17 protein-coding genes and 1 other RNA gene are annotated in these 19352 nt (G+C 62.8%); 14 read left to right on the forward strand and 4 right to left on the reverse strand.

What is annotated here, in order from left to right; all coding sequences use genetic code 11:
- Positions 1-559 precede the first annotated feature (559 nt).
- The 4 genes from BT125_RS17770 to BT125_RS17785 all read right to left on the reverse strand — a co-directional run bounded on the left by BT125_RS17770 (position 560) and on the right by BT125_RS17785 (position 4004).
- Positions 560-1138, reverse strand: a complete 579-nt coding sequence (locus BT125_RS17770) for a BON domain-containing protein (RefSeq protein ID WP_030139689.1) — start codon at positions 1136-1138, stop codon at positions 560-562.
- Positions 1135-1728 (reverse strand): phosphoheptose isomerase, encoded by a 594-nt coding sequence (locus BT125_RS17775; protein ID WP_007928463.1) that lies wholly within the window; start codon positions 1726-1728, stop codon positions 1135-1137. Before BT125_RS17775 ends, BT125_RS17770 begins: the two co-directional genes overlap by 4 nt.
- Positions 1729-1830: 102 nt before the next feature.
- Entirely contained in the window at positions 1831-2193 is a 363-nt protein-coding gene (locus BT125_RS17780; RefSeq protein ID WP_060740748.1) for a YraN family protein, read from the reverse strand.
- Positions 2193-4004: a penicillin-binding protein activator gene (locus BT125_RS17785; protein WP_072408872.1), complete on the reverse strand. Its 1812-nt coding sequence runs from the start codon at positions 4002-4004 to the stop codon at positions 2193-2195. The genes BT125_RS17780 and BT125_RS17785 overlap by 1 nt, the downstream gene beginning before the upstream one ends.
- Positions 4005-4366: 362 nt before the next feature.
- Between BT125_RS17785 and rsmI the strand changes: the two genes are divergently transcribed.
- From rsmI to BT125_RS17855, 14 genes are all read left to right on the forward strand, one after another.
- A complete protein-coding gene (gene rsmI, locus BT125_RS17790; protein WP_083564526.1) occupies positions 4367-5239 on the forward strand; it encodes a 16S rRNA (cytidine(1402)-2'-O)-methyltransferase in 873 nt (290 codons plus the stop codon).
- Positions 5240-5313: 74 nt separating this feature from the next.
- Positions 5314-5667: RNase P RNA component class A (rnpB, locus tag BT125_RS17795), an RNA gene on the forward strand.
- Positions 5668-5975: 308 nt separating this feature from the next.
- Positions 5976-6431 carry a division/cell wall cluster transcriptional repressor MraZ gene (mraZ, locus tag BT125_RS17800; protein WP_003205355.1) on the forward strand — a complete coding sequence of 152 codons (456 nt, stop codon included), beginning with the start codon at positions 5976-5978 and terminating at the stop codon, positions 6429-6431.
- Entirely contained in the window at positions 6428-7375 is a 948-nt protein-coding gene (gene rsmH, locus BT125_RS17805; RefSeq protein WP_072408876.1) for a 16S rRNA (cytosine(1402)-N(4))-methyltransferase RsmH, read from the forward strand. The genes mraZ and rsmH overlap by 4 nt, the downstream gene beginning before the upstream one ends.
- Positions 7372-7665 (forward strand): cell division protein FtsL, encoded by a 294-nt coding sequence (ftsL, locus tag BT125_RS17810; protein WP_003178214.1) that lies wholly within the window; start codon positions 7372-7374, stop codon positions 7663-7665. Before rsmH ends, ftsL begins: the two co-directional genes overlap by 4 nt.
- Positions 7665-9404, forward strand: a complete 1740-nt coding sequence (locus BT125_RS17815) for a peptidoglycan D,D-transpeptidase FtsI family protein (RefSeq protein WP_170842280.1) — start codon at positions 7665-7667, stop codon at positions 9402-9404. The genes ftsL and BT125_RS17815 overlap by 1 nt, the downstream gene beginning before the upstream one ends.
- Positions 9404-10867, forward strand: a complete 1464-nt coding sequence (locus tag BT125_RS17820; protein WP_072408878.1) for a UDP-N-acetylmuramoyl-L-alanyl-D-glutamate--2,6-diaminopimelate ligase — start codon at positions 9404-9406, stop codon at positions 10865-10867. The genes BT125_RS17815 and BT125_RS17820 overlap by 1 nt, the downstream gene beginning before the upstream one ends.
- Positions 10860-12227: a UDP-N-acetylmuramoyl-tripeptide--D-alanyl-D-alanine ligase gene (gene murF / locus BT125_RS17825; RefSeq protein WP_072408880.1), complete on the forward strand. Its 1368-nt coding sequence runs from the start codon at positions 10860-10862 to the stop codon at positions 12225-12227. The genes BT125_RS17820 and murF overlap by 8 nt, the downstream gene beginning before the upstream one ends.
- Positions 12227-13309, forward strand: coding sequence for a phospho-N-acetylmuramoyl-pentapeptide-transferase (gene mraY, locus BT125_RS17830; RefSeq protein WP_003205349.1), 1083 nt, complete (start codon positions 12227-12229; stop codon positions 13307-13309). Before murF ends, mraY begins: the two co-directional genes overlap by 1 nt.
- Before the next feature lie 5 nt (positions 13310-13314).
- Positions 13315-14661 carry a UDP-N-acetylmuramoyl-L-alanine--D-glutamate ligase gene (gene murD / locus BT125_RS17835; protein ID WP_072408882.1) on the forward strand — a complete coding sequence of 449 codons (1347 nt, stop codon included), beginning with the start codon at positions 13315-13317 and terminating at the stop codon, positions 14659-14661.
- Positions 14658-15875 carry a putative lipid II flippase FtsW gene (ftsW, locus tag BT125_RS17840; protein WP_072408884.1) on the forward strand — a complete coding sequence of 406 codons (1218 nt, stop codon included), beginning with the start codon at positions 14658-14660 and terminating at the stop codon, positions 15873-15875. Before murD ends, ftsW begins: the two co-directional genes overlap by 4 nt.
- Complete coding sequence (murG, locus tag BT125_RS17845) at positions 15865-16935, forward strand: undecaprenyldiphospho-muramoylpentapeptide beta-N-acetylglucosaminyltransferase (protein ID WP_072408886.1); 1071 nt, start codon at positions 15865-15867, stop codon at positions 16933-16935. Before ftsW ends, murG begins: the two co-directional genes overlap by 11 nt.
- Positions 16928-18388 carry a UDP-N-acetylmuramate--L-alanine ligase gene (gene murC, locus BT125_RS17850; RefSeq protein ID WP_060740758.1) on the forward strand — a complete coding sequence of 487 codons (1461 nt, stop codon included), beginning with the start codon at positions 16928-16930 and terminating at the stop codon, positions 18386-18388. The genes murG and murC overlap by 8 nt, the downstream gene beginning before the upstream one ends.
- The gene (locus BT125_RS17855) at positions 18385-19350 is read left to right on the forward strand and encodes a D-alanine--D-alanine ligase (protein WP_072408888.1); all 966 of its coding nucleotides are present in this window, start codon (positions 18385-18387) and stop codon (positions 19348-19350) included. Before murC ends, BT125_RS17855 begins: the two co-directional genes overlap by 4 nt.
- The last annotated feature ends 2 nt before the right edge of the window (positions 19351-19352 follow it).

The raw sequence follows: 19352 nt of genomic DNA on the forward strand, positions 1-19352 counted from the left end.
GAGGAAAATGCCTGTGTCGTGAGATGCGGGCATTTTTTTGGCTGCATTCACTGGGGGATTGGTGTGTATATCCGTTTCTGCGGTAATGGCTGCTGGCGGTTCCGCTCTTACAGCGGGTCACTTTTGAAAAGCGCAAAAGTAACCAAAACGCTTTATGCCCCACCACTCGGCACCTCGCCTAGGCTCGGTGTGCCCTCACTCCGGCATTGCTCCGTGGGCCGCCGCGAAGGGCCATCCATGGCCCAGCGCGGCTACCTCGGCATCCATGCCGAGGTGCCCACTGCGCAATGCCTGCGTTTGGCCAGCGTGGTTAATGGGGCGCCCAGATCAAAAGCAAAAGCAAGGCGGCCTTATAGCCGGCCTGTCTCCTCCGGCTGTACCCGCTCCCACAGTTGATTGGGGGGGGGCAGCCAGAGGAGACAGGCCGGCTATAAGGCCGCCTCGCTTTGTTTTTGATCTTGATCTGGGCACCCCCGACCAAATAAAAAAACGGCGCTCCTCTGTATGAGTGAGCACCGTTTTTTCCAGCCACATGCAGCCTCAAGAGCCGTGAGTCGCCTCAGTCAATATATTCAAACAACTTGACGATTTTCTGCACCCCGGAAACCCCCTGCACCAGGTTGGTCGCCTGGGCGGCTTCCTGCTTGGTCAGCAGGCCCAACAGATAGACGATGCCATTCTCGGTCACAACCTTGATACGCGAGCCAGGAATGCTGGCGTCGGTGAGCATCTGGGTCTTGATCTTGGTGGTCAGCCACGCATCGTTCTGGCGCGCCAGCAGCGAGGAGGGTTGCAGGACCTGCAGTTCGTTATGCACGGTCTTGACCCGCTGTACGGCGCTGGCTTCCTGCTCGGCCTTGGCCTTGAGGTCGGCACGTGGGGTCTGGCCGGCCAGCAGTACGACACCGTTGAAGCTGGTGACGACGATGTGCGAGTTGTTGTCCAGGTCCGGGTCGGCCTTGGCAATGTTCACGCCGACCTTGGTTTCAATCAGGGAGTCGTCGATCTTGCTGCCGAAGGTGCGGGTGCCGCGGTCGTCTTCGATCGGCTTTTCCCGGCTGGCGTTAACCACCGATGTGCAGCCGCTGATGCCGAGGCACAGGGTCAAGGCCAGAAGGCCTAGGCGATTAGGGGTCATTCTTCACTCCCGAACAGTTGGCTGTCGATCAAGTCGCAGAGGCAGTGGATCGCCAGCAGGTGGACTTCCTGGATACGTGCGGTGACATTGGCCGGTACGCGGATCTCGACGTCTTCAGGCAATAGCAGTGAGGCCATGCCACCGCCGTCACGACCGGTCAATGCTACGACAATCATTTCGCGATCATGTGCGGCCTGGATCGCTTGAATAATATTGGCCGAGTTGCCGCTGGTGGAAATCGCCAGCAGCACATCGCCGGGTTGGCCCAGGGCGCGGATCTGTTTGGAGAAGACTTCGTTGTAGCTGTAGTCGTTGGCGATCGAGGTGATCGTCGAACTGTCGGTGGTCAGGGCGATCGCCGGCAGGCTCGGGCGTTCGCGCTCGAAGCGGTTGAGCAGCTCCGACGAGAAATGCTGGGCGTCGCCGGCCGAGCCGCCATTGCCGCACGAAAGCATTTTGCCCTCGTTGAGCAAGGCGTTGACCATCACTTGGCTGGCTTGCTCGATGTGCGGTGCAAGTACGTCCATCGCCTGTTGCTTGGTGTCGATACTGGCCTGAAAAAGCTGGCGAATTCGCGATTGCATGTCCATCTGTGTGACCTTAAGTAGCGCGGCTTATGGGCACAAACATGTGCGGCGCGCAAAGCAAAGAGCAAAAAAGTTAGGTGAAGGTGTCCGGCTCGGCATGGGCGCTCAACTGTCGAAGGCGTTCTGCAGCCAGTTCAACTGGGCGGCGTTGCTGTCGATGGCAACCACGTCGAAGCGGCAGGGATAATCGGCCCAGCGCGATTCGCGTTGCAGGAAATACTGCGCGGCGAATACCAGCTTCTGGCGCTTGCGCTCGTCAATGCTGTCGAGCGCGCCACCCCATTGGGTATTTTTTCTGTAGCGGACTTCGACGAATACTACTGTATCGCCGTCAAGCATGACCAGATCAAGCTCGCCGCGTTTGCACAACCAGTTCTGCGCCACCAGTCGCAGGCCGTGTTGCTGGAGATGCGCGAGGGCCTGGCCCTCGGCATCCCGTCCGCTTTGCTGGCGTGATCGGTCAGGCATCAGCGCTGGGTGTCCGGCAGGCGCTGCACCTGGCCGTTGACGAACTCGGCCCAAGGCAATTGACGCTGTACGCGCTGGGTGGGCGACACGGCCAGGCTGCCCGACAAACCTTCGAGGCGGCTGTCCGGCAGTGTCTTGAGCTGGCCCAGGCGCGGTGCCAGGCGATAGGCATCCGCGCCCATCGCGTACAACCGACCCAGGCTGCCACCCGCCTGGGGCCACTGCGCGGTGACCTGCTTGCGCAGCGGGTCATTGGCGTCGAGCAGCCACGGGGTTTCGCAGAAGCGGATGCCGCTCATGTCGTTGTACTGGTTCTGGTCGCCGCTGGCGCTGAACACCGAAGACGTCGCGTAGACCGGCACGTCGCCGGCGTATTGGAAGTTCAGGGTGGGTTTGATCTGCTGGGCCTGCTGCGGTGTCGAGGCCAGGAAGATGAACTCGATGTCCTGGCGACGGGACGGCTGGGCCGCGACCGTGGTGCCAACCGTGCTTTGCAGACTCTTGGCGCGACCTTCGCTCTGGCGCAACTGGAACATGTCGGCGATCTGCTGGGCCAGTTGGACCGGCTGGTCGACCCGTTCAATCGCGACGATGGTGCCGCCATTGGCCTGCCAGTCCTGGCTGAAGGCTTTCAGTACGCGATCGCCCCATTCGCCCTTCGGTACCATGGCGGCGGCGCGGTGCAGGCCATCGGCGCGGGCGCGACGGGACACTTCGCGAGCTTCATCCTCGGGGGCCAGACCGAACTGGAACAGTTGCGGTGGCCCTTGCTCGCCTTCGCTGTAGTTCAGCGCCAGGGTAGTGATTGGCAATTGCGGGCGGGTGCTGATCTGCTTGACCAGGGGTTTTTCCAGCGGGCCGATGACCAGTTGCACGCCGTCGGCCTGGGCCTTGCGGTAGAACTCGTCCATGGAGGTCAGGCTGGCGCTGTCATAGAACTGGATGCTGGGCGGCGTCTGCCCGGCCTGCTGGGCCTGGTAGTGCGCGGCCATGAAGCCCTCGCGCAAGGCCTTGGCAACCGCTGCCAGCTGGCCACTTTGTGGCAGCAGCAGGGCGATCTTGCTCAGTGGCTGGCTGGCCAGTTCCTTGAGCTTGACCAGGGGCGTCGGCAGTTGCAGGGCGGCGGGGTGCTTCGGGTTCTGTTCGCGCCAGTGGTCGATGGCCGCCTGCTGCTGTTCCAGGGTGCCGGCGGTCTTGACGGCCTGGGCCAGGCTCAACCAGCCGCCGAGGTCGTCGTTGGAGGCGGGCTGCAACTGGTCGGTGGGCAGTGAGGCGATCAGCGACCAGATGGCTTCGTGGTTTTTCGCCGCCGCGTCGTCCTTCAGCAAGGGTGCGATGAAGATGCGCTCCTTGGCGGCGGCCAGGGTCTGGCCGTCGGCTTCGAGGGCGCGGGCGCGGACGGTTCCGGTACGGACCTGCTGTTCCACGGGCATTTCGCTCAGGTGTTGCAGGCTTGGGTGGCTCAGGGCGGTGAGCGCGGCCTTGGGCTGGTTGCGGGTCATCGCCAGTTCCGCCGACAGCGTGTTGGCGAAAATCTGCTGGCCGGGCTTGAGTTGTTCCATCGGCACTTGTTGCAGGATCTGTGCGGACTGGCCGGCATTGCCCTGGCGGTAGGCCAGGTCTGCGGCGCTCAGGCGCAGCAGGGCGGCTTTTTCCGGGGTTTTACTTTGGGTGGCCTGTTCGAGCAACTGCTCGATACTGGCATCCGGGGTCCGTGGAAGTTCGCCAAGGCTGGACGAGGGCGAGCTGGCGCAGGCCGCCAGGAGGGCAGCGAGGCAGAGGGCGGAGAGCAGCCGCAGGCAAGCGATCATGTAAGTGTTCCCGATACGAGATCAAATTAGCGTCGAATTGTACCCAAGCACTGGCCGGGGCGCGATGTTACTGGTGTGAATCGATCAATTTAGGTATTTCAAAGGGTGCGGCATGCCACAAAAGACGCAACTCACTCAGGCGGCGGCACTAAACCTGTGGCGAGGGGATTTATCCCCGCTGGGCCGCGCAGCAGCCCCAAGACCTTCCGCCTCGGTGTGTCAGGCTGAATGGTTTCCAGTCTTTTTGGGTCTGCTGCGCAGACCAGCGGGGATAAATCCCCTCGCCACAATGGCTGATGCGAACAGCTGAGATGGCTGGCACACGCTACAATGGCGGTTTTTACGATCATGAGGTGCGCGTTTTGACTGCTCCAGGTGCTTTGAATTCCGCTGCCGGCTCGCTTTATGTGGTGGCGACGCCCATCGGCAACCTGGACGATATCAGTGCCCGGGCGCTGAAAATCCTGCGGGAGGTTGCGCTGATCGCGGCTGAAGACACCCGTCACTCCCAGCGCCTGCTGCAACATTTCGGCATCTCCACGCCGTTGGCGGCCTGTCATGAACACAATGAGCGGGACGAAGGCAGTCGTTTCATTACCCGGCTGTTGGCGGGCGATAACGTCGCGCTGATTTCCGATGCGGGTACGCCGTTGATTTCCGACCCTGGCTATCATCTGGTGCGCCAGGCCCGGGCGACGGGTATCAGCGTGGTGCCGGTGCCGGGGGCTTGTGCGTTGATAGCAGCGCTGTCGGCAGCAGGCTTGCCGTCCGACCGTTTCATCTTCGAAGGTTTCCTGCCGGCCAAGGCGGTGGGACGGCGGGCGCGCCTGGAAGCTATAAAGGAAGAGCCGCGCACGCTGATCTTCTATGAGGCGCCGCACCGCATCCTGGAATGCCTGCAGGACATGGAGCTGGTGTTTGGTGCCGAACGCCAGGCGCTGCTGGCCCGGGAGTTGACCAAGACCTTTGAAACCCTCAAGGGACTGCCGTTGAGCGAGTTGCGCGCCTTTGTCGAAAGCGACAGCAACCAGCAACGCGGCGAGTGCGTCGTGCTGGTGGCAGGCTGGACGCCGCCGCAAAGCGAGGACGCCGTCAGCAGCGAAGCGATGCGCGTCCTGAACCTGTTGCTCGAGGAAATGCCCCTCAAGCGCGCCGCGGCCCTTGCGGCGCAGATCACTGGCGAGCGCAAGAATGTGCTGTATCAGGTCGCACTGGAAAAACAGAAAGACCAGTGAAACCGGGACACGGTGCTGGCCTGGGGCTTTTAGCGCTTGTTCTTCAAGCGCTCTACCGTTAACCTTCGCGGCGGAGAGTCGATCGGACAGTCGCTGCCCTCTATGAGAATTAGGGGGGGGAGGAAAGTCCGGGCTCCATAGGGCGAAGTGCCAGGTAATGCCTGGGAGGCGTGAGCCTACGGAAAGTGCCACAGAAAATAACCGCCTAAGCGTTTCGGCGCCGGTAAGGGTGAAAAGGTGCGGTAAGAGCGCACCGCACGGCTGGCAACAGTTCGTGGCTAGGTAAACCCCACTTGGAGCAAGACCAAATAGGGTCCCAAGGCGTGGCCCGCGCTGGGACCGGGTAGGTTGCTAAAGATGTCCAGTGATGGCCATCGTAGACGAATGACTGTTCAAGACAGAACCCGGCTTACAGATCGACTCTCCACCTTTTCCCCTCCTGCCGAAATCACTGGCAGACGCAGTTACTAATACCAAAAAAATCTTACTCTTAACAAATCACTTTAACTTGTGCGCGCAGTTCCCTGTGCTGCCTCAGGTTGGGGCGAATTTTCCTACGTCAGATTCTTGTTACCCCTCCTGAAACGCTCCTAAATCTCCGATCTATAAGGCTTTTCCTTCATTACGCGCCTTGACGGTGCGGTGGGCGCATTCCTATAGTGTGCGCAAGTGGCGGAAAGTGGCATGAAGTGGGTTTTTTTGAAGGTAAAACGCCAAAAAGTGGAGAAACGCTGACGTGTTTCGCGGAGCTAACGCTATCAGTCTCGATGCAAAAGGCCGGCTCGCCATGCCCAGCCGGTATCGTGACGAGCTCGTTTCGCGAAGTTCGGGGCAGTTAATCGTCACGATCGACGCCGTTGATCCATGTTTGTGTGTTTACCCTCTGGATGAGTGGGAAATCATCGAAACCAAACTGCGCGCACTGCCTTCGCTGCGTGAAGAAAACCGCCGTCTGCAACGCTTGCTGATCGGTAACGCCGTCGACCTCGAGCTCGATGGCAGCGGTCGTTTCTTGGTGCCACCGCGCCTGCGCGAGTACGCCAAGCTGGACAAACGCGCGATGCTGGTGGGCCAACTGAACAAGTTCCAACTGTGGGACGAAGATGCCTGGAATGCGGTTTCTGCCGCCGACCTCGCTGCTATTCAACAACCGGGCGCCATGCCTGATGAACTGCGTGATTTGATCCTGTGACTATTGATAGCGGCTTTAACCACATCACCGTACTGCTTGACGAAGCCGTCGAGGCTCTCGCCGTACGTCCTGATGGCTGCTATCTGGACGGCACGTTCGGGCGTGGCGGACACAGCCGGCTGATTCTCAGCCAGCTGGGTCCGGACGGCCGGTTGCTGGGGTTCGACAAGGATCCTCAAGCGATTGCCACCGGGCAAGCGCTGGCGGCCGAAGACGGCCGCTTTGTCGTTGTGCAGCGCAGCTTTGCCGAGCTGGGCGCGGAAGTTGCCGAGCGTGGCCTGGCCGGGAAGGTCAGTGGCGTGCTGCTCGATCTGGGTGTGTCGTCGCCACAACTGGACGACCCGGAGCGCGGCTTCAGTTTCCTCAATGACGGTCCGCTGGACATGCGCATGGACCCGTCCCGTGGGATCAGCGCCGCGGAATTCGTCAACACCGCCCCGGTGGAAGAAATCGCCCGTGTCTTCAAGGAATACGGTGAAGAGCGCTTCTCCGGCCGCATGGCCCGCGCTGTGGTCGAGCGCCGTGACATCAAGCCCTTCGAGCGCACCGGCGACCTGGCCGAGGTGTTGAAAGTGGCCAACCCGGCCTGGGAAAAGGGCAAGAACCCGGCGACCCGGGCCTTCCAGGGCTTGCGCATTCACGTCAATAACGAACTGGGCGATCTGGAAGTGGGTCTCGAAGCGGCGCTTGAGGCGCTGGAGATCGGCGGTCGCCTGGTGGTGATCAGCTTCCATTCCCTGGAAGACCGCATCGTCAAGCTGTTCATGCGCAAGCTCACCAAGGGTGAAGCCGATAACCTGCCGCGCAACCTGCCGGTGCGTTTCGAAGCCTTCGTGCCGAAAATCAAGATCCATGGCAAAGCGCAGTTCGCTTCCGAAGCCGAACTCAAGGCCAACCCACGTGCCCGTAGCGCCGTCATGCGCGTCGCGGAGAAGTTGCGGTGAGCAAGCTCTTCGCCAAGCCCCTGCCCGGCGGCAGCTTTTTCATGCTGCTGTTGTTTATCGGCGTGCTCGTGTCTGCCATCGCTGTGTCCTATAGCGCGCACTGGAACCGGCAGTTGCTCAATACCCTTTATAACGAACTCAGCGTGCGCGACAAGGCGCAGGCCGAGTGGGGGCGGTTGATCCTGGAACAGAGCACCTGGACCGCCCACAGCCGTATCGAAGTCTTGGCCACCGAACAGTTGAAAATGCGCATTCCCGGCGCCGCCGAAGTGCAGATGGTGGCGCCATGATGAAACTCGAAGGGGCGCTGTTCCCGTGGCGGTTTCGTCTGGTCCTGGGCTTGCTCGGGATCATGGTGGCGGCGATTTCGTGGCGCATCATCGACCTGCAGGTCGTCGACCGTGACTTCCTCAAGGGGCAGGGCGATGCCCGCAGTGTGCGGCATATTCCGATCCCGGCTCACCGTGGCCTGATCACCGACCGCAATGGCGAACCCCTGGCCGTGAGTACCCCGGTGACCACCTTGTGGGCCAACGCCAAGGAAATGCAGTTGGCCAAGGAAAAATGGCCGGCCTTGGCCGCCGCCCTCGGTCAGGACCCCAAGGCCCTGGCCGAGCGCCTCGAAGCCCAGGCCAACAAGGAATTCATTTATCTGGTGCGCGGCTTGACGCCCGAGCAGGGCCAGAGCGTGCTCGATTTGAAAGTGCCCGGTGTCTATGGCATCGAAGAATTCCGGCGTTTCTACCCGGCCGGTGAAGTCACGGCCCACATGGTCGGGTTTACCGACATCGATGACCGGGGCCGGGAGGGCGTCGAACTGGCCTATGACGAATGGCTCGCCGGGGTCGCTGGCAAGCGACAGGTCATCAAGGACCGGCGCGGCAGGCTGATCAAGGATGTCCAAGTCACCAAAAACGCCAAGGCCGGCAAGCCCTTGGCGTTGTCCATTGACCTGCGCCTGCAATACCTGGCCAACCGCGAGCTGCGCAATGCCATCGTCGAGAACGGTGCCAAGGCTGGCAGCCTGGTGATCATGGACGTGAAGACCGGCGAGATCCTGGCGATGGTCAACCAGCCGACCTACAACCCGAACAACCGTCGCAACCTGCAGCCGGCGATGATGCGCAACCGTGCGATGATCGACGTGTTCGAGCCGGGTTCGACCATGAAGGCCGTGTCCATGGCCGCCGCCCTGGAAACCGGGCGCTGGAAGCCGAGCGACACCGTCGAGGTGTACCCGGGCACCCTGCAGATCGGCAAGTACACCATCCGCGACGTGTCCAAGACCGAAGGTCCGGTGCTCGACCTGACCGGCATCCTGATCAACTCCAGTAACGTCGGCATGAGCAAGATCGCCTTCGATATCGGCGGCGAAACGATCTATCGCCTGGCCCAGAAAATCGGCCTCGGCCAGGACACCGGCCTGGGCTTCCCGGGCGAGCGTGTCGGCAACCTGCCGAACTACCGTGACTGGCGCAAGGCTGAAACCGCGACGTTGTCCTACGGCTACGGTGTTTCCGTGACCGCGATCCAGTTGGTCCACGCGTTTTCCGCGCTGGCCAACAACGGCCGCATGGCACCGCTGACCCTGATCAAGACCGACAAGGCGCCGCAGACCACCCAGGTGATCCCGGAAAACGTTGCCAAGACCATGCAGGGCATGTTGCAGCAAGTGATCGAGGCCCCGCGCGGTGTCTATCGCGCCCAAGTGCCGGCCTACCACGTGGCGGGCAAATCGGGTACGGCCCGTAAAACCTCCGTGGGCACCAAAGGCTACGCCGAGAATTCCTACCGCTCGCTGTTCGCCGGCTTCGGCCCGATGAGCGATCCGCGCTACGCCATCGTCGTGGTCATCGACGAACCGAGCAAGGCGGGGTATTTCGGTGGCCTGGTCTCGGCGCCGGTGTTCAGCAAAGTGATGTCCGGCACCCTGCGCCTGATGAACATTACCCCGGATAACCTGCCGCCGACCCAGCAGGCCAATACCGCACCGGTCGTTCCCTTGAAAGCCGAAGGAGGGCGTGGCTGATGTCCCTGAGCCTGAACAAGATTTTCGCCCACGCCGGTCACGATCTGCTGATTCGTGAATTGGCCCTGGACAGCCGCAATGTACGTGCCGGGGACTTGTTCCTGGCGGTGCCGGGCGCCCGTGTCGATGGACGCGACCATATCGCCGACGCCCTGAAGCGTGGCGCGGCTGCCGTGGCTTATGAAGTGCGAGGCGCCACCGTGCTGCCAATCACCGACGTGCCATTGATTCCGGTCAAGGATCTGGCGGCGCAGCTGTCGGACATCGCCGGGCGTTTTTATGGCGACCCGAGCCGTCATCTGAACCTGGTGGGCGTGACGGGTACCAACGGCAAGACCAGCGTGACCCAGCTGGTGGCCCAGGCGTTGGACCTGCTAGGGCAGCATTGCGGCATTGTCGGCACCTTGGGCAATGGTTTTCACGGCGCGCTGGAAAGCGGCCTGCACACCACGCCGAACCCGATTGCCGTGCAAGCGACCCTGGCGGACCTGAAGAAGGCCGGTGCCAAGGCTGTTGCGATGGAAGTCTCGTCCCATGGCCTGGATCAGGGGCGAGTGACGGCGCTGGCATTCGATGTGGCGGTGTTGACCAACCTGTCCCGGGACCACCTGGATTACCACGGCACCATGCAGGCCTACGGTGAAGCCAAGGCCAAGCTGTTTGCCTGGAATGATTTGAAATGCCGGGTCATCAACCTCGATGACGAGTTCGGTCGGCAACTGGCCGCCGACAAGCGCGAGTCCCGGTTGATCACCTATAGCCTGGAAGATACCAGCGCCTACCTTTATATACGTCAGGCGCAGTTCAATGACGAAGGCGTGCGCGCCACGCTGGTCACGCCCCAGGGCGAGCACCACTTGCGCAGCACCCTGCTCGGCCGTTTCAACCTGAGCAACGTATTGGCGGCCATCGGCGCCTTGCTCGGCCTGGACTACGCCCTGGACGAAATTCTCAAGGTGTTGCCAAAGCTGGAAGGGCCAGCCGGGCGCATGCAGCGCCTGGGTGGTGGGGCGCAACCGTTGGTGGTGGTCGATTACGCCCATACCCCCGACGCGTTGGAAAAAGTCCTCACGGCCCTGCGTCCTCACGCCAAGGGCAAGTTGCTGTGCCTGTTCGGCTGCGGTGGCGATCGCGATCGCGGCAAGCGCCCGTTGATGGCCGAAGTCGTGGAGCGGCTGGCAGACGGTGTGCTGGTCACCGACGACAACCCGCGCAGCGAAGACCCGCTGCGGATTTTCGACGACATCCGCGCCGGTTTTACCGCTGTGGATAACGTCACCTTCGTCGCCGGTCGCGGCCAGGCCATCGCCCAGTTGATCGCCAGCGCCTCGGCGGACGATGTCATCGTCCTGGCCGGCAAGGGCCACGAGGACTATCAGGAAATCAACGGCGAACGCCATGCGTTCTCCGATCTGGTGGAAGCCGATCACGCCCTGACCGCGTGGGAGGTGGCCCATGCTTAAGGCCCTGAAACTCAGCGAGCTGACCAACGCCCTGAATGGGCGCCTCATCGCCGCGGACGCCAGTTTCGACGGCGTCAGCATCGACAGCCGGGTGATCGCACCGGGACAATTGTTCGTCGCCCTGGCCGGGCCGCGTTTCGATGGCCACGATTACTTGAACGAGGTCGCGGGCAAAGGTGCGGTCGCGGCCCTGGTCGAGCGGGAAGTGAGCAACAGCACGTTGCCGCAATTGCTCGTCAACGACACTCGCCAGGCCCTGGGCCAGCTCGGTGCGCTGAACCGTGCGGCGTATGGCAACCCGGTCGCCGCTATCACCGGCTCCAGCGGCAAGACCACGGTCAAGGAAATGCTCGCCAGCATCCTGCGCACCCGCGGTCCGGTGCTGGCGACCCGGGGTAACCTGAACAACGACCTCGGCGTGCCGCTGACCCTGCTGGAACTGGCGCCGGAACACAGCGCCGCCGTCATCGAACTGGGGGCTTCGCGGCTCGGCGAGATTGCCTACACCGTAGCCATGACCAAGCCTCACGTGGCGGTGCTCAACAACGCCGGTACTGCCCACGTAGGCGAGTTCGGCGGCCCGGAAAAAATCGTCGAGGCCAAGGGCGAGATCATCGAGGGGCTGGATGCCGATGGCGTCGCCGTGCTGAATCTCGATGACAAGGCTTTTGAAATCTGGAAGACCCGGGCGGGCGAGCGCAAGGTGCTGACCTTTGCCCTGAGCAACCTCGCCGCGAATTTCTACGCCAGTGACCTGGACCGTGATGCCCGCGGTTGCCCAGCCTTCAACCTGCACAGCCCCGACGGCGCCGAGCGGGTCCAATTGAACCTGCTGGGCACCCATAACGTTGCCAACGCCCTGGCCGCGGCGGCTGCCGCCTATGCCCTGGGCGTGTCGCTGCCGGGCATCGTCGCCGGGCTGAACGCCGTGCAGCCGGTCAAGGGGCGCTCCGTCGCGCAACTGGCCAGCAACGGCATGCGCGTCATCGACGACACCTACAACGCCAATCCGTCGTCCATGTGCGCGGCCGTGGACATCCTCGCCGGTTTCTCCGGCCGCACCGTGCTGGTGCTGGGGGATATCGGTGAACTGGGCGAATGGGCGCAACAGGGCCATCACGACGTTGGTGCCTATGCACGCGGCAAGGTCGATGCGCTGTATGCGGTCGGTCCGATGATGGCCCATGCGGTCGCCGCGTTCGGTGAACACGCGCGGCATTTCACCACTCAAGCCGAACTGATCCAGGCCCTGGGTGCCGAGCAGGACCCGAACACCACCTTATTGATCAAGGGCTCACGCAGCGCAGCGATGGAAAACATCGTCGCGGCACTGTGCGGCGCCTCCACGGAGAAACATTAATGCTGCTGCTGCTAGCGGAGTACCTGCAACAGTTCCACAAAGGCTTCGCGGTCTTCCAGTATCTGACCCTGCGCGGGATCCTGGGTGTGCTGACTGCGTTGTCGTTGTCGCTGTTCCTGGGCCCGTGGATGATCCGCACCCTGCAGAACCTGCAGATCGGTCAGTCGGTCCGTAACGACGGTCCGCAATCGCACCTGTCCAAATCCGGCACCCCGACCATGGGTGGCGCGTTGATCCTGTCGTCCATCGGCATCAGCACCTTGCTCTGGGCCGACCTGGCGAACCGCTACGTCTGGGTCGTGTTGTTGGTGACTTTGCTCTTCGGTGCCATCGGCTGGGTCGACGACTACCGCAAGGTGATCGAGAAGAACTCTCGCGGGCTGCCAAGCCGCTGGAAATATTTCTGGCAGTCGGTGTTCGGCCTCGGCGCGGCGATCTTTCTTTACATGACCGCCGCCTCGCCGGTGGAAACCACGCTGATCCTGCCGATGCTCAAGGACTACAGCATTCCGCTGGGCGCCGGTTTCATCGTGCTGACCTACCTGGTCATCGTCGGTTCGAGCAACGCGGTCAACCTCACCGACGGCCTCGACGGCCTGGCGATCATGCCGACAGTCATGGTCGGCGGCGCGCTGGGGATCTTCTGCTACCTGTCGGGTAACGTGAAATTCGCTGAATATCTGCTGATCCCTTATGTGCCGGGGGCGGGCGAGCTGATCGTGTTCTGCGGAGCGCTGATCGGTGCCGGCCTGGGCTTTTTGTGGTTCAACACCTACCCGGCGCAAGTCTTCATGGGCGACGTCGGCGCGCTGGCGCTGGGCGCGGCCCTGGGCACCATCGCTGTCATCGTTCGCCAGGAAATCGTCCTGTTCATCATGGGCGGCGTGTTCGTGATGGAGACCCTGTCAGTCGTCATTCAGGTTGCTTCCTTTAAATTGACCGGCCGCCGCGTATTCCGCATGGCGCCGATTCACCACCACTTTGAACTCAAAGGCTGGCCCGAGCCGCGTGTGATCGTCCGTTTCTGGATCATCACCGTGATCTTGGTGCTGATCGGCCTTGCCACCCTGAAGCTGAGGTAGAACGAGTGTCCCTGATCGCTTCTGACCACTTCCGCATCGTTGTCGGCCTCGGCAAGAGCGGCATGTCCCTGGTTCGCTTCCTGGCGAACCGGGGCGTGTCGTTTGCCGTGGCCGACACGCGGGAAAATCCGCCTGAGCTGGCCACGCTGCGCCGTGACTATCCCCAGGTGGACGTGCGTTGTGGCGAGCTGGACGTCGAGTTCCTGTGCCGCGCCGATGAGCTCTACGTGAGCCCTGGCCTGGCCCTGGCGACTCCGGCCCTGCAGGCGGCGGCTGCCCGTGGTGTGAAATTGTCCGGCGATATCGAGTTATTCGCGCGTAACGCCAAGGCGCCGATCATTGCCATCAGCGGTTCGAACGCCAAGAGCACCGTCACCACTCTGGTGGGCGAGATGGCCGCTGCGGCCGGCAAGCGGGTCGCCGTTGGGGGCAACCTCGGTACACCGGCCCTGGACCTGCTCAGCGACGACGTCGAGCTGTACGTGATGGAGCTGTCGAGCTTCCAGCTGGAAACCACCGATCACCTGGGCGCCGAAGTGGCCACCGTGCTCAACGTCAGCGAAGACCACATGGACCGCTACAGCGGCCTGCCGGCGTATCACCTGGCCAAGCACCGGATCTTCCGCGGGGCCCGGCAAGTGGTGTTCAACCGCCAGGATGCCTTGACCCGTCCGTTGCTGGGCGAGGGCATGCCGTGCTGGTCCTTCGGCCTGGGCGTTCCGGATTTCAAAGGCTTCGGCTTGCGTGAAGAGAATGGCGAGAAATACCTGGCCTTCGAATTCCAGAACCTGATGCCGGTGCGCGAACTGAAGATTCGTGGCGCCCATAACCAGGCCAATGCCCTGGCCGCGTTGGCCCTGGGACATGCGGTCGGCCTGCCGTTCGACGCCATGCTGTCGGCCCTGCGCACGTTTGCCGGTCTCGAGCACCGCTGCCAGTGGGTGCGCGACCTCGATGGCGTGGCCTGGTACAACGACTCCAAGGCCACCAACGTCGGTGCCGCGCTGGCGGCCATCGAAGGGCTGGGGACGGACATCGAAGGCAAGCTCGTGCTGATCGCCGGCGGCGATGGCAAGGGCGCCGACTTCAAGGACCTGCGTGACCCCGTGGCAGCCAACTGCCGTGCCGTGGTGTTGATGGGCCGCGACCGCGAATTGATCGCCCAGGCCCTGGGCGTTGCCGTGCCGCTGGTTCGCGTCGGTTCGCTGGACGAGGCGGTGCAGCAATGCCGCGCTCTCGCGCAACCGGGCGACGCGGTGCTGCTGTCACCGGCCTGCGCCAGTTTTGACATGTTCAAGAACTACGAAGAACGCGGGCAGCTGTTCGCCCGGGCTGCGGAGGACTTGGCATGAGCCTGATGAATATCATCAAGCCGTACCCGTCGCCGTTGATCACCGGGCGCGGCATCGACCTGGATTTCCCGATGCTCGCTGGTTGCCTGGCCTTGCTGGGCCTGGGCCTGGTGATGATCACCTCCGCTTCGTCGGAAGTGGCGGCCGTGCAGTCGGGCAACACCCTTTATCACATGATCCGCCACCTCATTTACCTGGTGATCGGTCTGGGCGCGTGCATCGTCACCATGATGGTGCCGATCGCGACCTGGCAGCGCCTGGGCTGGATGATGCTGCTCGGGGCCTTCGGCCTGTTGGTGATGGTGCTGTTGCCGGGCATTGGCCGCGAGGTCAACGGTTCCATGCGTTGGATCGGCTTCAGTTTCTTCAACGTTCAGCCTTCGGAGATCGCCAAGGTCTTCGTGGTGATCTACCTCGCCGGTTACCTGGTGCGTCGCCAGAAGGAAGTGCGCGAGAGCTGGATGGGTTTCTTCAAGCCATTCATCGTGTTGCTGCCCATGGCGGGCCTGCTGCTGATGGAGCCGGACTTCGGCGCCACGGTGGTGATGATGGGCGCGGCGGCGGCGATGCTATTCCTGGGTGGCGTCGGGCTGTTCCGTTTCACCTTGATGGTCGTGCTGGCGGTGGCGGCGGTGACGGTGCTGGTGCAGGCGCAACCGTATCGGATGGCACGCCTGATCACCTTTACCGACCCCTGGGCCGACCAGTTCGGTTCCGGCTATCAATTGACCCAGGCCCTGATTGCCTTCGGTCGCGGCGAATGGTTGGGCGTGGGCCTGGGCAACAGCGTGCAGAAGCAGTTCTACCTGCCGGAAGCCCACACCGACTTCGTGTTCTCGGTCCTGGCCGAGGAGCTGGGCGTCGTCGGCTCCCTGTGCACCGTCGCCCTGTTCGTCTTCGTCTGTGTACGCGGCATGTACATCGGCTTGTGGGCCGAGAAGGCCAAGCAGTTTTTCGCCGCTTACGTGGCGTATGGCTTGTCGTTCCTGTGGATCGGCCAGTTCCTGATCAACATCGGCGTGAACGTCGGGCTGTTGCCGACCAAAGGTCTGACGCTGCCGTTCCTCAGTTATGGCGGCAGTTCCCTGGTGATCTGCTGTGCCTGTCTCGGCCTGTTGCTGCGCATCGAATGGGAGAGCCGAACCCACTTGGGCAGCGAAGAGATGGAATTCCAGGAGAGCGACTTCGCCGAGGAGCCGACTCATGGGCGCTAACGTGCTGATCATGGCGGGCGGTACCGGCGGGCACGTGTTCCCGGCGCTGGCCTGTGCCCGGGAGTTCCAGGCGCGGGGCTTCACCGTGCACTGGCTGGGTACGCCGCGAGGGATCGAGAACGAACTGGTGCCTGGCGCCGGCCTCGAACTGCACCGGATCGACGCCAGCGGCCTGCGGGGCAAGGGCAAGTTGTCGTTGCTCAAGGCGCCGCTGATGCTGCTCAAGTCAATCTGGCAGGCGCGAGCGATCATTCGTCGGTTGCGCCCAGTGTGCGTGGTCGGGTTCGGTGGTTATGTGACCGGTCCTGGTGGGGTTGCGGCAAAACTGGCCGGTGTGCCGGTGATCGTTCACGAGCAGAACGCCGTGGCCGGTACCGCCAATCGGTTACTGGTGCCGTTGGCCGCCCGGGTCTGTGAAGCCTTTCCCGACACCTTTACCCTGTCGGGCAGCCGCCGTACCACCGGTAATCCGGTGCGTACCGAGCTGTTCCTCGATACACCGCGTCCAGCCCTGACTGGACGCAAGGCGCGTTTGCTGATCCTGGGCGGAAGCCTGGGGGCGGAACCGTTGAACAAATTGCTGCCCGAAGCCTTGTCGCTGGTCGCTCCCGACCTGCGGCCGGAAGTGTTTCACCAGGCTGGCAAAAACCATGATGAAGTGACCGCCGAGCGCTATCGCGCCGCCGGCGTCGAGGCGCAAGTGCAGCCTTTCATCAAAGACATGGCCCAAGCCTATGGCTGGGCCGACCTGGTGGTCTGCCGCGCAGGTGCGCTGACCATCAGTGAACTGGCTGCCGCCGGTCTGCCCTCGATGCTGGTGCCTTTGCCCCACGCCATCGACGATCACCAGACCCGTAACGCCGATTATTTGGCCCGTGAAGGCGCTGCCTTCCTGATGCCGCAAAGAACGACTGGCGCCGCGGATCTTGCCGCCCGCCTGACAGAGGTTTTGATGCAGCCGCAACGACTTGAAGACATGGCCCGCGCCGCCCGCCGCCTGGCCAAACCCGATGCTACGGCCCAAGTGGTCGATACCTGCCTGGAGGTGGCCCATGGTTGAGAATCGCAAAGCCATGCCGCAACCGGAAATGCGCCGTATCCGCCGCATCCACTTCGTCGGTATCGGCGGCGTGGGCATGTGCGGGATCGCCGAGGTATTGCTGAACCTGGGTTACCAGGTCTCGGGCTCCGACCTGAAAGCTTCCCCGGTCACCGAGCGCCTGGAGTCCTTCGGTGCGCAGATCTTTATCGGTCACCGTGCCGAGAACGCCGCCGATGCTGACGTATTGGTGGTTTCCAGCGCCGTGAACACCTCCAACCCGGAAGTCGCCACCGCCCTGGAGCGCCGCATTCCCGTGGTGCCACGGGCTGAGATGCTCGCCGAGCTGATGCGCTATCGCCATGGCATCGCCGTCGCCGGTACCCACGGCAAAACCACCACCACCAGCCTGATCGCCTCGGTGTTCGCGGCCGGTGGCCTGGACCCGACGTTCGTGATCGGTGGTCGTCTGAATGCCGCGGGCACCAATGCCCAGTTGGGCACCAGCCGCTACCTGATCGCCGAAGCCGACGAGAGCGATGCGAGCTTCCTGCACCTGCAACCGCTGGTGGCCGTGGTGACCAACATCGACGCCGACCACATGGCGACCTACGACGGTGACTTCAACAAGCTGAAGAAGACCTTCGTCGAGTTCCTGCACAACCTGCCGTTCTACGGCCTGGCGGTGGTGTGCCTGGACGACCCGGTGGTGCGTGAGATCCTGCCGCTGATCAAGCGCCCGACCGTGACCTACGGTTTTGGCGAAGACGCCGACGTACGCGCCATCAATGTGCGCCAGCAAGGCATGCAGACGTTCTTCACCGTCTTGCGCCCTGATCGCGAGCCGTTGGATGTGTCGGTGAACATGCCTGGCAACCACAACGTGCTCAACTCCTTGGCCACCATCTGCATCGCCACCGACGAAGGCGTCAGCGATGAAGCCATCGTCCAGGGCCTGTCCGGGTTCCAGGGCGTAGGCCGACGCTTCCAGGTCTATGGCGAACTGCCGGTGGACGGCGGCAACGTGATGCTGGTGGACGACTATGGCCACCACCCGACCGAAGTCGCGGCGGTGATCAAGGCCGTGCGCGGTGGCTGGCCGGAGCGGCGCCTGGTGATGGTCTACCAGCCGCACCGCTATAGCCGCACCCGCGACCTGTATGACGATTTCGTCCAGGTGCTGGCCGACGCCAACGTGCTGCTGTTGATGGAAGTCTACCCGGCCGGTGAAGAACCGATCCCTGGGGCCGACAGCCGCCAGTTGTGCCACAGCATTCGTCAACGCGGCCAGTTGGACCCTATCTACATCGAACGTGGCGTAGACCTGGCGCCGCTGGTCAAGCCGTTGCTGCGCGCCGGCGACATCCTGCTGTGCCAGGGTGCCGGCGACATCGGTGGCCTGGCCCCGAAACTGTTGAAAAGTCCGTTATTCGCCGGAGCAATCGTGGCCTCCAGCGAGGGGAAATTGAAATGACTGCTGCCTACGCCAACCTGGTCTCGACCCTCGATCCGAAAGCCTTCGGCCGCGTGGCCGTGCTGTTCGGTGGCAAGAGCGCCGAGCGCGAGGTGTCCCTCAAGTCCGGCAACGCCGTGCTGCAAGCCTTGCAAAGCGCCGGCGTCGACGCCTTCGGCATCGACGTGGGCGACGATTTCCTGCAGCGCCTGCTGAGCGAAAAGATCGATCGCGCGTTCATCATCCTCCATGGTCGCGGCGGCGAAGACGGCAGCATGCAAGGCCTGCTCGAATGCCTGGGGATCCCCTACACCGGCAGCGGCATCCTGGCATCCGCCCTGGCGATGGATAAACTGCGCACCAAGCAGGTCTGGCACAGCCTCGGTATTCCGACGCCGCGTCACGCTGTGCTGGCGTCCGAGGCCGATTGTATTTCGGCGGCCACGGAACTGGGCTTCCCTTTGATCGTCAAACCGGCCCATGAAGGTTCAAGTATCGGCATGGCGAAAGTGAATTCGCTGCCTGAGTTGACCGCGGCATGGAAGGACGCCAGTTCCTACGATTCGCAAGTGTTGGTCGAGCAATGGATCACCGGTCCCGAGTTCACCATCGCCACCCTGCGTGACCAGGTGTTGCCCCCGATTGCGCTGGGCACGCCCCACACGTTCTACGACTACGACGCCAAGTACATCGCCAACGATACCCAGTACCGCATTCCCTGCGGGCTGGATGCTGCCAAGGAAAAAGAACTGATGGACCTCACGGCCAAGGCCTGTGAGGCGCTGGGCATCGCCGGTTGGGGCCGGGCAGACGTGATGCAGGACGCCGATGGGCAGTTCTGGTTCCTGGAAGTCAACACTGCGCCCGGCATGACCGATCACAGCCTGGTACCGATGGCGGCCCGTGCCGCCGGTCTGGATTTCCAGCAACTGGTGCTGTCGATCCTGGCGGCCAGTGTCGGCACTCAAGAGCCAAGAGGTTAAGC

The sequence above is a fragment of the Pseudomonas sp. NFACC04-2 genome (genome assembly GCF_900119265.1).
Lineage (GTDB): Bacteria > Pseudomonadota > Gammaproteobacteria > Pseudomonadales > Pseudomonadaceae > Aquipseudomonas > Aquipseudomonas fluorescens_AA.